The sequence below is a fragment of the Mesorhizobium sp. B2-5-13 genome (assembly GCF_006440535.1).
Lineage (GTDB): Bacteria > Pseudomonadota > Alphaproteobacteria > Rhizobiales > Rhizobiaceae > Mesorhizobium > Mesorhizobium salmacidum.
The window spans coordinates 313,704-326,969 of sequence record NZ_VFUI01000003.1; the positions used below are offsets into that span (position 1 = coordinate 313,704).

The 13,266-nt window shown below is 64.4% G+C and carries 12 protein-coding genes; 6 read left to right on the forward strand and 6 right to left on the reverse strand.

What is annotated here, in order from left to right; translation table 11 throughout:
- Window positions 1–27: 27 nt before the first annotated feature.
- From FJ434_RS07610 to FJ434_RS07635, 6 genes are all read left to right on the forward strand, one after another.
- Window positions 28–786 (forward strand): SDR family oxidoreductase, encoded by a 759-nt coding sequence (locus FJ434_RS07610; RefSeq protein WP_140745268.1) that lies wholly within the window; start codon window positions 28–30, stop codon window positions 784–786.
- 127 nt (window positions 787–913) lie between these two features.
- Window positions 914–1,300, forward strand: coding sequence for an SET domain-containing protein-lysine N-methyltransferase (locus FJ434_RS07615; protein WP_027142987.1), 387 nt, complete (start codon window positions 914–916; stop codon window positions 1,298–1,300).
- A gap of 176 nt (window positions 1,301–1,476) precedes the next feature.
- On the forward strand, window positions 1,477–1,743 hold the full coding sequence (gene rpsU / locus FJ434_RS07620) for a 30S ribosomal protein S21 (RefSeq protein WP_010911429.1): 267 nt from the start codon (window positions 1,477–1,479) through the stop codon (window positions 1,741–1,743).
- Window positions 1,744–1,884: 141 nt separating this feature from the next.
- On the forward strand, window positions 1,885–2,727 hold the full coding sequence (locus tag FJ434_RS07625) for a tetratricopeptide repeat protein (RefSeq protein WP_140504345.1): 843 nt from the start codon (window positions 1,885–1,887) through the stop codon (window positions 2,725–2,727).
- A 210-nt stretch (window positions 2,728–2,937) separates the two neighbouring features.
- The gene (locus FJ434_RS07630) at window positions 2,938–3,414 is read left to right on the forward strand and encodes a DUF992 domain-containing protein (protein WP_027142989.1); all 477 of its coding nucleotides are present in this window, start codon (window positions 2,938–2,940) and stop codon (window positions 3,412–3,414) included.
- Window positions 3,415–3,732: 318 nt separating this feature from the next.
- Window positions 3,733–5,169 carry an MFS transporter gene (locus tag FJ434_RS07635; RefSeq protein ID WP_140745266.1) on the forward strand — a complete coding sequence of 479 codons (1,437 nt, stop codon included), beginning with the start codon at window positions 3,733–3,735 and terminating at the stop codon, window positions 5,167–5,169.
- Window positions 5,170–5,193: 24 nt separating this feature from the next.
- On the opposite strand, the gene FJ434_RS07640 is transcribed toward FJ434_RS07635, so the two are convergent.
- From FJ434_RS07640 to kdpA, 6 genes are read right to left on the reverse strand one after another with little or no spacing between them, the layout of a single operon-like run.
- Complete coding sequence (locus FJ434_RS07640; protein ID WP_140504348.1) at window positions 5,194–5,883, reverse strand: response regulator transcription factor; 690 nt, start codon at window positions 5,881–5,883, stop codon at window positions 5,194–5,196.
- A complete protein-coding gene (locus FJ434_RS07645) occupies window positions 5,880–8,615 on the reverse strand; it encodes a sensor histidine kinase KdpD (protein WP_140745264.1) in 2,736 nt (911 codons plus the stop codon). The genes FJ434_RS07640 and FJ434_RS07645 overlap by 4 nt, the downstream gene beginning before the upstream one ends.
- A 57-nt stretch (window positions 8,616–8,672) precedes the next feature.
- Window positions 8,673–9,236, reverse strand: coding sequence for a potassium-transporting ATPase subunit KdpC (gene kdpC / locus FJ434_RS07650; RefSeq protein WP_140745262.1), 564 nt, complete (start codon window positions 9,234–9,236; stop codon window positions 8,673–8,675).
- 11 nt (window positions 9,237–9,247) lie between these two features.
- Entirely contained in the window at window positions 9,248–11,341 is a 2,094-nt protein-coding gene (gene kdpB, locus FJ434_RS07655; RefSeq protein WP_140711986.1) for a potassium-transporting ATPase subunit KdpB, read from the reverse strand.
- Complete coding sequence (locus FJ434_RS07660) at window positions 11,338–11,577, reverse strand: hypothetical protein (RefSeq protein WP_246679053.1); 240 nt, start codon at window positions 11,575–11,577, stop codon at window positions 11,338–11,340. The genes kdpB and FJ434_RS07660 overlap by 4 nt, the downstream gene beginning before the upstream one ends.
- The gene (gene kdpA / locus FJ434_RS07665) at window positions 11,561–13,264 is read right to left on the reverse strand and encodes a potassium-transporting ATPase subunit KdpA (RefSeq protein WP_140745258.1); all 1,704 of its coding nucleotides are present in this window, start codon (window positions 13,262–13,264) and stop codon (window positions 11,561–11,563) included. The genes FJ434_RS07660 and kdpA overlap by 17 nt, the downstream gene beginning before the upstream one ends.
- Window positions 13,265–13,266: the final 2 nt, after the last annotated feature.

The window sequence follows — 13,266 nt, forward strand, 5'->3', positions numbered from 1 at the left end:
CTGGCGCGAAGGACAAGGATGCCAAACATGCTCGCACTTTCCAACAAGATCGCCATCGTCACCGGCGCCAGTTCCGGCATCGGCCATGCCACCGCCAAACTGTTCGCGGAGGAAGGCGCCAAGCTGGTCATTTCCGCTCGCCGCCAGACCGAGCTTGATGCACTCGCCGCTGAAATCGAGGACGCCGGCGGCACGGCTGTCGCTCTCGCGGGGGATGTTATCGACGAGACCTACGCGAAAGCTCTCGTCGAACTGGCGGTCGGCAGCTTCGGTGGACTCGACATCGCGTTGAACAATGCCGGCTCCGTCGGACCGATGGGTCCTGTCCCCGACATGTCGGCACAGACATGGCACGGAACGATGGACACCAATCTGACCAGCGCCTTTCTCGGTGCGAAGTATCAGATACCGGCCATGCTCGAGCACGGCGGCGGCTCGCTGATCTTCACGTCGAGCTTTGTCGGTTACACCGTCGGCATGCCGGGCATGGCCGCCTACGCCGCGGCCAAGGCCGGCCTGATCGGATTGACGCAGGTGTTGGCCGCCGAATACGGACCGAAGGGGCTGCGCGTCAACGCGCTGCTGCCCGGCGGGACCGACACGCCAGGCGCGACGACGACCACGCCTGAGGCCCGCGCCTTCGTCGAGGGCCTCCACGCCCTGAAGCGCATGGCGCAGCCGCAAGAGATCGCCCGCTCCGCGCTTTACCTTGCCTCCGACGCCTCGAGCTTCACCACGGGAACCGCGCTGTTTGCGGATGGCGGAGTGTCGATCAACCGGACGTGAAGGATTTTTTGCCGGGACAGGCCTGTTCGTCGTTGTGACGCAGGCCGCCGGTCTTGCTTTTTCGGCGCGATTTGGCGATTCCGTTTCTATCTAAACGGGTCTTCTTGCCAAGACGGGTCCTGGAACCATGATGCTGATCCGAACCTATGTCGCCCAGAGTGCAATCGAAGGCGTCGGCATGTTCGCCGCCGAGCCCATCCGGAAGGGCGCCTCGATCTGGCGCCTGGATCCGGATTTCGATCGGCTGATCCCGATGGACAAATACGAGACGGCGCCGCAACCCCTGAAGGAATTGCTCGACCGTTATGCCTATCCGAGCCCGGACAAGCCCGGTTTCATCGTCTATGAGGTCGACAATGGCCGCTTCATGAACCATTCGGCGACCCCGAACACCGATTTTTCGCAATATGGCGGCGCCACTGCGACCCGGGATATCGCCGTCGGCGAGGAGATCACCTGCGATTACGGTGAGTTCTTCGAGGATTTCGAGCGGCTGCACCTGGCCACGGCGTAACAGGCACCCTATCTCCAGGCGACCGTGGCAATTTGGCTGTCGTCCGTCATTTCGACTGTGGACAGCGAGGCTTGATTCTGCTATCAGCCGCCACAATTCGTGGTGTCGAGCGCCGCGGAGGCTTGTGGCTATGGCTGCTTGCCTGTTGATATCAAACCCGAAAGACAGGATTGCCCGTGCAGGTACTCGTCCGCGACAATAACGTTGATCAGGCGCTTCGCGCGCTGAAGAAGAAGATGCAGCGCGAGGGCATTTTCCGCGAAATGAAGATGCGCGGCCACTACGAGAAGCCTTCCGAGAAGCGCGCCCGTGAAAAGGCCGAAGCCGTTCGCCGCGCCCGCAAGCTGGCCCGCAAGCGCGCACAGCGCGAAGGCCTGCTGCCGATGACCCCGCGTCCGGTTGCTGCTGGCGGTGCCGCCGGTGCAGCGCGTCCGCCGCGCTGATTATCGCCAATATTTCGTCCTTTTCGAAGGATACCAGGGTGGCGCGATGCGGAATCGCCGCCACCCTTTTATTTTGATTGTGACCCGGCCCGGAGGGGGGAACCGGACCTGAACGACGGCGCAAGTGAGGACAGGGCAGACATGAACGCAACAAGCGTGGAGCGCGGGACCGCATTGCGTGGTTTCGCCCTGACAGCGGCCCTGCTTTCCGGACTGGTGCTTGCCGGCTGCCAGACGTCGGGCCCGGCCGGCGAGTTCAACAACATCGACAAGGCGCAAGGCTCGAGCGAGAACATCTCCTCGCTGTCGGCGGTCATCCAGCGCAATCCCCAGGATCCTGAAGGCTACAATGTGCGCGGTTCGGCCTATGGCCGCGGCGGCCAGTACCAGCAGGCGCTCAAGGACTTCAACCAGGCCATCCAGCTCAACCCGAATTTCTACCAGGCCTATTCGAACCGGGCCCTCATCCAGCGCTTCCTCGGCAACCAGGAAGCCGCACTCGCGGACTACAATCGCTCGATCCAGATCAACGGCAATTACGACGCCGCCTATATCGGCCGCGGCAATCTCTACCGCAAGGCGGGCCGCACCCAGGATGCCTTCGCCGACTTCCAGAAGGCGATCCAGCTCGACACGACGGATGCCCGCGCATATCACAATCGCGGCCTGATCTATCAGAGCCAGGGCCAGCACAAATTCGCCATCGAGGACTTCTCGACCGCCATCTCGCTGGCCCCTGACGCCGCCGAGCCCTACAACGGCCGTGGCCTCTCCTATCTTGCGACCGGCGACGAGGACAACGCCTTCTCCGACTTCAACATGGCCATCAAGCTCGACGGCCAGAACGCCGAGGCCTGGGCCAACCAGGCGCTGATCTACGAACGGCGCGGCGACAAGGCAAAGGCGGCGAAGGCCTATCGCGAGGCCGTGCGCCTCAACCCCACCTATCAGCCGGCCAAGGACGGCCTCGCCCGCGTCAGCTGACATCGGCTTCCGCCAGCCCGCGCCAAGCGCCCCATTGCATCGTGCGTGTGCGAAAGGACACGCGGCGCGGCGGATCGCCGCCAATCCGGCGACCGTGTGTTAACCCCTGCGACAAGCCGTTAACCCCTGCCTTGTTCGCGCCAAGTTTTCGGCGGAACGGTCGCGGCGCTCGAGACGTTACTGAAGACTGATTGCGAAAGGACCCTCCCCATGATCAAGAAACTCGTCTGCGCCGCTGCTCTTGCAACGACCGTTTTCGCTGCCGCTCCGGCCAGCGCCGGCAGGCTGCAACTCGGCACGCTCGACTGCACCATCGATGGCGGCACCGGCTATATCGTGACGTCCAACAAGGGCGTGTCCTGCGTCTTCCGGCCCCATCATCACGGGCCGTCGGAAATCTATACAGGCGTCATCTCGAAGCTCGGTGTCGATGTCGGCAAGACGCATCAGGGCCAGCTCATCTGGGCGGTTTTTGCCGCGACGCGCGACCGTGACGCGGGCGACCTTGCCGGCAGCTACTACGGCGTCAACGCCGAGGCGAGCGTTGTGACCGGCGGCGGCGCCAACCTGCTCGTCGGTGGCTTCGACAGCGCCTTCATGCTGGAGCCGCTCAGCGTCCAGGCGCAGACCGGCGTCAATCTCGCCGTGGCGGTGACTTCGCTGGAGCTGATCCACTCGCTCAAATAAGCGGTTTGGGGCCTCGGCTCCAGACCCTTCACTCTGCGGCGCGGAACCGAATAGGATGGTTCCGCGCCGTTTGTTTTTTGGGGGACGCCACGCCGAGGACAGCTATCGCCGCTGCCACGATTGCAAATCATGCTTGCCGGCAAGCGGTGCATCCAGGACGACGCTGGTCCAAACATATCTCGAAAAAATCGCTTGAGCTCAATCGCGGTTGAGGTTCTACAAACCCGTCCCGAGCAAAACAGCGTCTCGACGCGGCGCGCATGGTCCTGCCGGAAGCCTCGCGTTGGCTGCATCGAGATAGGCAAAGCAGGGATGGACATGACCGAGATCAGCACAAACAGGGTCGACTGGCGCGCATTGTGGGCAAGCGGCGACCTGGCGCGCTTCTGCTTCATCAGCCTCGGCATCCTGCTTCATGCCACCAATGAGACGATGGTGGCGACCGTCATGCCGGCCATGGTCGGCGAACTGGCCGGCGTGCAGCTCGTCGGCTGGTCGCTGGCGATCTACGAACTCGGCGCCATCGTCGCCGGTGCCGCGGCGGGACGGCTGGTGAGCTATGTGGCGCTGCGCACCAACATGGTGGTCGCGGCCCTGCTTTACGCGGCCGGGGCGCTGATCTGCGCCACCTCGCCTTCGATGCAATTGTTCCTGGCCGGCCGTCTGATCGAGGGGCTGGGCGGCGGCGCGCTGGTGTCGCTGGCCTTCGTCTCGGTCGAACGGCTGTTTTCGCGTGCCATCTGGCCGCAGCTTTTCGGCATCATGTCGGCGATCTGGGGCGTCGCGGCGTTCAGCGGTCCGCTCCTCGGCGCTGTTATGACCGAATTGCTGTCGTGGCGCTGGGCCTTCGGCGTCTTCACTCTCGGCGGCACCGCCATGGCGCTGGCAAGCTTCCTCGTGCTCGACACGCCGGAAGCGACAAGACCCAGCACGAGCGCCGGCAAGGCGCCGCCTTTTCCGTTCATGGCGCTTGGCTGCCTTGCCATTGCCGTGGTGCTGATCGCCTCAGCCGGCGTCGACATCGCCCTGCCGCGTTCCTCGCTGCTGATCGTGCTGGGGCTGACAGGTCTCGCGCTGTTCTTTTACATCGATGCGCTGAAGCCGCGCTCCCGGCTTTTCCCGGCGCGGCTGTTCTCATGGCGCACGCCGGTCGGCGCCGGCATGACCATGGTCGCCGCCTTTTCCACCGCGACCTGCTCCTTCGGCGTCTACGGGCCGCTGCTGCTGACCAGCCTGCACGACATTCCGCTGCTGACCACCGGCTACATCATCGCCGCCGAATCGATCGCCTGGTCGATCCTGTCGATCCTCGTCGCCAACGCGCCGCCACGGCGCGAAAGGCTGATCATCGTCTGCGGCGCACTGATGATCGCGGCGGGCATCGCCGGCTTCGCCTACACGATACCACTGGGCTCGATCGCGCTGATCCTGGTCTGCGCCCTGTTGCAGGGCGGTGGCTTCGGCATTGCCTGGCCGTTCCTGACCCGCGTCATCGTCGCCTCCGCCCCGGACGACGAACAGACCATCGCCTCGGCCGCGGTGCCGACCATGCAGCGCATCGGCTATGCCGTCGGTGCCGCCCTTGCCGGCATTGTCGCCAATGCCAGCGGTTTTTCGCAAGGACTGAACCATGACGCGGCCGCTGGTGTCGCGAGCTGGCTGTTCCTTGCCTTCGTGCCGCTCGGCGTTCTCGGCTGCCTCGCCGCCTTGCGGATATCGGCGGCGGCAAATCGGCCGCTCGCAGCCATCGGCTGACGCAGGTTCTATCGGACAGGTTATTCACTCGACACGCAGGCGGTAGCCGACCCCGGTCTCGGTGGTGATGTAGCGCGGCTGGTCGGGGGTTTTTTCGATCTTCTGCCTGAGCTGGCGCACATAGACCCTGAGATACTGCACATCTGTCGAATCGTCCCAAATCTGCTTCAGGATGAAGTGGTGGGTCAGCACCTTGCCGGCATGCTGCACCAGGATGCGCAGTATGTCGTACTCCTTCGGCGAGAGCTTCACCTCTCTGTCCTCGACCTTGACGATGCGCTTGACCAGATCGACGCTGAGGTCGCCGCTCTGGAAAACCGGCTTTTCGCCCTGTTGCTGGAACTTGTGGCGCAGCGCAACTCGGATGCGCGCCACCAGTTCGTTCATTCCGAACGGCTTGGTGACATAATCGTCGGCGCCGAGTTCGAGCGCGCTGACGATGCCGGCCTCGTCGGTGCGGCTGGAGAGGATGACGACGGGAATGTCGACGCCCTCGTCACGCCATTTGCGCAGCAGGTCGTGGCCCCCTATGCCGGGCAGGCCGAGATCGAGCAACACCAGATCCGGCTTTTCCTGTTCCATCAGCTCGATCGCCACCTTGGCGTTCGGCGCCTCGCTGACCCCGTAGCCCTGGCTGGCAAGGCCGACCCGCAGCAGCTTGCGGATCGGCGGCTCGTCATCGACAACCAGTATCCTGACATTCGAATTGGTCATCGAGGCTGGTCCACGCCGGGTTCGTCGCCGCGGTTGCCGACACCGCGCGCTTGCGCCGGCACCGGCATCCTGATGGTGAAGGCGGCACCAGGGCGGTCGGTCCGGTTGGCGGCCGCGATCGTGCCGCCCATCGCCTCGACGAAGCCACGGCAGATCGACAGGCCGAGCCCGGTGCCGGCGCGCACCTGATCACCCTTGCGCACCCGGTAAAAGGTGTCGAACACGCGTTCGAGGTCTTGCGCCGGAATGCCCGACCCCTCATCCATGATCTGCACGATGACAGAGCCATTGTCGACCCAGGCCTGGACGCGGATCGCCGAGCCCGGCGGCGAATATTTCGACGCATTGTCGAGAAGGTTGAACAGGACCTGCTCGAACAGCACGGGATCGAGCCTCAGCATCGGCAGGTCGGGCGGAATATCGACCTCGATCTTGTGTTCGCTGGCGATCTTGCGGGCACGGTCGAGTGCCGTACCGACGATATCTCCCAGATAGTGAAGGGCGTAATTCGGCTCCATCGCACCGGACTCGATCTTAGTCATGTCGAGCAGATTGGCGATGAAGCGGTTCAGCCGTTCCGATTCGTCGATCACCGTCGACAGAAGCTCCGCCCTGTCCTGCTCGGGCAGGTCGGGCGCGAACTCCTTGAGTGTGCCTGCCGCCCCCATGATGGCCGCGAGCGGCGTCTTCAGGTCATGCGAAATCGATGTCAGCAGCGCCGAGCGCAGCCGGTCGGCTTCGGCGGCCAGCTTGGCGCGGTCGACATCGGCGACGAGCTGGACGCGTTCGATCGCCACCGCTGCCTGATCTGCCAGCGCGTCGAGCAGCCGCTGTTGCTCGGGCGTCAAAAGGGGGCCCTGCTTGTCATTGTCGAGACCGACGACGCCGATTGCCGTGCGTCCCGTACGCAAGGGAAGATAGAGGCGCTTGGCGCCGGGCAGCGTGTCGGCGCCGCGTCCGGCGGCACGGTTGTGCTCCCAGGCCCAGCGGGCGGCGGCGATGTCGGCCTCGGCCAGCGTGTCGTCGGGCGGATAGCCTGCCCTGACGGTGATGGTGCCGTCTTCCGGCAGCAGCAGCACCACGCGCAGCTTCAGCATCGAGGCTATCTGGAAGGCGGTGGCCCAGAGCACGTCATCGAGCGTGCCGGCGCCCGCGAGCTTCTTGGAGAACAGATAGATGTCCTCGGTCGCCCGCGCCCGTGAGCGGGCGGCGGCGGCCTGACGCTGGACGCGCGCCGTCAGGTTGCTGGCGATGACGGCAACGGCGATGAAGACGGCAATCGCGACGATGCTCTCGGGATCCCGGATCGTCAGAGTGTAGCGCGGCTCGAGGAAAAAATAGTTGAAGGCAAGGACACTGAGGAAACAGGCGTAAAGCGCCGGCCAGAGACCACCGCCCACCGCCGAGGTCAGCACGGAGAGCAGGAAGACGATCGCCAGGTTGCGAACGTCGAGGAACTGGTCGAGAACAGTGCTGAGGGCCAATGATCCGGCAACGTAAGCCGTGGCGAGCAAATACGGCTTGGCCTGAAACTGCCTCTGCTCGGCTGCCGCGCTCACTCTCCTGGAAGGCGTCTCGGTGTCCCGCTCCGTTCCGGAGATGACATGGACGCTGATGTCGCCGGCATTGCGGATCAGATCATAGGTGAGCGATCCCTCGATCAGTTCCCGCCAGCGCGACCGGGTCGGCCTGCCGACCACGATGTGGGTGAAATTGTTCGCCGTCGCATGGCGAACGATGTCCTGCGCGACGCTCTGGCCCGGAATGGTCGTCACCTCGGCGCCGAGCTGCTCGGCCAAGCGCAGGAGTGTGGCGAGCCTGTCCTTGTCGTCCTCGGACATGCCGGCCGAGCGAGGCGTGTCGACATGAAGTGCCGTCCATGGCGCACGAAGCCTGTCGGCCAGCCTGCGTGCGTAGCGAATGCGGGCCGCCCCGCCCGGACGCGCATCGACGCAGACGAGAACCCGTTCCCCGGCAGCCCACGGTCCCTGGATGGCGTGGGCCTGCATGTGGTTGAGCAACTGCTCGTCGACGCGCTGGGCGGTACGCCGCAGCGCCAATTCCCGCAACGCGGTCAGATTGCCCGGCGAAAAATAGTTCTCGACGGCACGCTGCGCCGTATTGGGGAAATAGACCTTCCCCTCCCCCAGCCGCTTGATCAGGTCGTCGGGCGTCAGATCGATGATTTCGACATCGTCGGCCTGGTCGATGATGGAATCGGGCACCGTCTCGCGCACCCTGACCCGCGTGATCTGGGCGACGACGTCGTTCAGGCTTTCGACATGCTGGACGTTGAGCGTCGTATAGACGTCGATGCCCCGCGCCAGGATTTCCTGGACGTCGAGATAACGCTTGGGGTGGCGGCTGCCGGGCGCATTGGTGTGGGCGAGTTCGTCGACCAGGACCAGCGCCGGACGCCGGGCAAGGATGGCATCGATATCCATCTCGTCGAGGACACGCCCCCTGTAATCGACCTTGCGGCGGGCAATGACTTCATACCCCTCGACCAGGGCCCGGGTTTCCTTGCGGCCATGCGTCTCGACCACGCCGATCACCACGTCGACACCGTCGGCCAGCCTAGCACGGCCCGACATCAACATCTCGTAAGTCTTGCCGACACCCGGTGCCGCACCCAGGAATATGCGCAGACGGCCGCGTCCTTCCCGCCCGGCATGCTCTAGCAGCGCGTCGGGAGATGGTCTGTTTTCGACGTAGCTTCTGTTGTCCGGCATCGGGTCCGATCATGAATGGCGCCGGGGAGCGTGTCGATCCCCGGCGCCGGCCATCACCTATTTCGCGGCATCCAGCGCTAGATTGAGAGCCAGCACATTGACCGCCGGCTCGCCGAGCACGCCCAACTCCCGGTCCACGACCTGGCTGTCGACGAGCGCCTTGACCTTGGCTTCGTCGATGCCCCTTGCCTTGGCCACGCACGGAACCTGGAAATAAGCGGCCTCGGGGCTGATCTGCGGATCAAGGCCGCTGCCGGATGTGGTCACCAGGTCCATCGGCACCGGCGCATTCGGATTTTCCGCCTTCAGCTTCCCGGCATCGTCCTTGATGCGCTCGATCAACTTCGGATTGGTCGGGCCAAGATTGGAGCCGCCCGAGGCGCCGGCATCATAGCCATTGCCCGCCGCCGAAGGTCGTCCGTGGAAATACTTGTCGCTGGCGAAGGCCTGGCCGATCAGTTCGGAGCCGACCACCTTGCCGTCCTTCTCGATCAGGCTGCCATTGGCCTGGCGCGGGAACAGCGCCTGGGCGATGCTGGTCATGCCGATGGGATAGACGAGCCCGGTCAGCACGGTGAAGAAGATGATCATGATGATCGCGGGTCTGATTTGCTTGAGCATCGGAATGATCCTTATGCAAGGCCGAGGGCCGTGATGGCCATGTCGATTATCTTGATGCCGACGAACGGCACGACGATGCCGCCGAGGCCGTAGACGAGAAGGTTGCGGCTGAGCAGCGCACCGGCGCCGATCGCCCGGTATTTCACGCCGCGCAGCGACAGCGGGATCAGCGCGATGATGATCAGCGCGTTGAAGATGATGGCCGACAGGATGGCGCTCTGCGGTGTCGCAAGGTGCATGATGTTGAGCGCCTGCAACGGGCCCGTCGTTTGGCCTGGCGCGATGTAGAAGACGGCGAACATGGCCGGAATGATGGCGAAGTACTTGGCGACGTCATTGGCGATCGAGAAGGTGGTCAGCGATCCGCGCGTCATCAACAGCGCCTTGCCGATCTCGACGATCTCGATGAGCTTGGTCGGATCACTGTCGAGGTCGACCATGTTGCCGGCCTCGCGGGCGGCGACCGTGCCGGTGTTCATGGCCACGCCGACATCGGCCTGCGCAAGGGCTGGCGCGTCGTTGGTGCCGTCGCCGCACATGGCGACCAGCTTGCCCTTGGCCTGTTCGTCGCGGATCAGCTTCAGCTTGTCCTCGGGCGTTGCCTGGGCAAGGAAGTCGTCGACGCCGGCTTCCGCCGCGATGGCTGCCGCCGTCATCGGATTGTCGCCCGTGATCATCACCGTGCGGATGCCCATGCTGCGCAGTTCGGCGAAGCGCTCGCGGATACCCCCTTTGACGATGTCCTTGAGGTGGACGACGCCGAGCAGCCGCCCGTCCCTCTCGACCGCCAGCGGCGTGCCGCCCGATTTGGCGATCTCGTCGGCGATCGCCTGCAGGTCGCGCACGGTATCGCTTCCCGGCCGTGTGCCGTGTGTGGCTGATGTCGGCTGGCTGACATAGGTCAGAATCGAATCGACCGCGCCCTTGCGCACCGAAGAGCCGTCTACGTCGACGCCGCTCATGCGGGTCTGTGCCGTGAAGGGCACGAACGTGGCGTATAATGTCGCCATGTCGCGGGCACGGATGGCATATTTCTCCTTGGCTAGCACCACGATCGAGCGGCCTTCCGGCGTCTCGTCGGCGAGCGAGGCAAGCTGTGCCGCGTCGGCCAGTTCCTGCTCGCTGACACCCCTGACCGGGCGGAACTCGGTCGCCTGGCGATTGCCGAGCGTGATGGTGCCGGTCTTGTCGAGCAGCAGCGTGTCGACGTCGCCGGCGGCTTCGACGGCGCGGCCCGACATGGCCAGCACATTGAAGCGCACCAGGCGGTCCATGCCGGCAATGCCGATGGCCGACAGCAGCGCGCCGATCGTGGTCGGGATAAGGGTCACGAACAGCGCGACGAGCACGGTCACCGAGATATAGCCGCCTGAGTAGGAGGCAAAGCTCGGGATGGTCGCGGTGGCCAGCACGAAGATCAGCGTCATGCCGACGAGCAGGATGTTGAGCGCGATTTCGTTCGGCGTCTTCTGGCGCTCGGCGCCTTCGACCAGCGAGATCATGCGATCGAGGAAAGTATGGCCGGCGGCGGCGGTGATGCGCACGCGGATCCAGTCGGAGAGCACCTGCGTGCCGCCGGTGACCGCCGAGCGGTCGCCGCCGGATTCGCGGATGACCGGCGCGGACTCGCCCGTTATCGCCGCCTCGTTGACCGAGGCGACGCCTTCCACCACCTCGCCGTCGGACGGGATAATGTCGCCGGCCTCGACGAGGACGATGTCGCCGACCTTCAAACCGGTGCCGGGCACCAGCTTGAACTTGGTGCGATCCTCGCCCGTCAAAAGCTTGGCCTGGGTTTCTGTGCGCGCCTTGCGCAGCGAATCCGCCTGCGCCTTGCCGCGCCCCTCGGCGACGGCTTCGGCGAAATTGGCAAACAGCACCGTGAACCACAGCCAGATGATGATCTGCAGCGTGAAGCGCAGATCGCCGCCACCGGTGACGAGGTCCTTGACGAACAGCACCGATGTCAGCGCCGACACGACGGCGACGACGAACATGACTGGATTGCGGGCCAGCGTGCGCGGATCGAGTTTGCGGAAGGCACCGCCGATGGCGGGCCACAGGATGCCGGCATCCATGATGCTGGCCGATTTTGACTGGCTCATTTTGAAGCTCCGGCTTCAGTATTGATGTGCGGCACCGATTGGTCGGATGCCGGAAGGAGATGAGGAAGCCCGTAGGCCAGCAGCCAGAGCGCGATCATGGCGGCGGCAAGCCCAAGAAATGTCGACAGGGTCGGGAAAGGAGGCGGCATTCCCTCCTTCCCCTGATCGGCCCGATGCCTGGCATTGCGGCGCTTGTTGCTGAACCAGGACATGTCTGCCTCAGAATGTTTGTCCATGAATCGTTGCCAGGTGCTCGACAACAGGTCCGACGGCGAGCGCCGGGAAGAAGGTCAGGCCGCCGACGATGACGATGACGCCGACCAGCAGCCCGACGAACAGCGGGCCGTCGGTCGGGAAGGTGCCGGCCGAGGCGGGCACGGTCTTCTTCGCCGCCAGCGCGCCGGCGATGGCGAGCACCGGTATGACGACCAGGAAACGGCCCATCAGCATGCCGATGCCGAGCGTGATGTTGTACCACGGCGTGTTGCCGCTGAGGCCGCCGAAGGCCGAACCGTTGTTCGCCGCCGCCGAGGTGTAGGCGTAGAGGATTTCGGAGAAGCCGTGCGGCCCTCCATTGGCGATCGACGCGACGGCGCTCGGCAGCACCACCGCGATGGCGGTGAAAACCAGCATCGCCAGCGGCAGGCACAGGATGGCCAGCATCGCCATCTTGACCTCCTTGGCCTCGATCTTCTTGCCGAGATATTCCGGCGTGCGGCCGACCATCAGGCCGGCGACGAAGACGGCGATCAGGATGAACATCAGCATGCCGTAGAAGCCGGCGCCGACGCCGCCGACGATGACCTCGCCGAGTTGCATGTTGATCAGCGGAACCATGCCGCCGAGCGCGGTGAAGCTGTCATGCATGGCGTTGACGGCGCCGCAGGAAGCGGCCGTGGTGATGACGGCGAACAAAGCCGAGAGCGCGATGCCGAAACGGGTCTCCTTGCCTTCCATGTTACCGCCGTCGATGCCGAGCGCATGCACCAGCGGATTGCCCGCGGCCTCCGCCCAATAGCAGACGGCGACGCCGGCGATGAACAGCACGCCCATGGCGGCCAGGATCGCCCAGCCCTGACGCTGGTTGCCGACCATGCGGCCGAAGACGTTGGTCAAGGCAGCGCCGACGACGAAGATCGACAGCATCTGGATCAGGTTGGAGATGGCATCGGGGTTTTCGAATGGATGTGCCGCGTTGGCATTGAAGAACCCGCCGCCATTGGTGCCGAGCATCTTGATGGCGACCTGCGAGGCGACCGGGCCGAGCGCGATCGTCTGCCTGGCGCCCTCCAGCGTGGTGGCGTTGACGTAAGGCCCGAGCGTCTGGGGCATGCCGAGCCAGACATAGACCAAGGTGAGCACGACGCAGAGCGGCAAAAGCACATAGAGCGTGGCGCGCGTCATATCGACCCAGAAATTGCCGATCGATCTTCCGGAAGCGCGGGCGAAGCCGCGGATCAGCGCGATCGCAATGGCAATGCCTGTGGCGGCCGAAACGAAATTCTGGACAGTCAGGCCAGCCATCTGCACGAGGTAGGACATCGTGCTTTCGCCGCCGTAGTTCTGCCAGTTGGTGTTGGTCATGAAGCTGGCGGCAGTGTTGAAGGCGAGCGCCGGGTCGACCGCGCTCATGCCTGCCGGATTGTAAGGCAGGCCGCCCTGCAGGCGCTGCAGCATATAGAGCACCAGGAAGCCTGCCAGGTTGAACAGCAGCATCGCCACCGCATAGCTGGCCCAGTGCTGTTCCTCGCGCTCGCTGGTTCCGCAAATGCGGTAGAGCCCCTGTTCGACCGGGCGGAAGATCGGCGAAAGCGGCGTGCGATCGCCTTTGAAGACGCGGTGCATGTAGAAGCCGAGCGGCTTCACCAGCAAAACGAGGATCCCGCAATAGAGGAGGATCTGTATCCATCCGTTGATTGTCATGG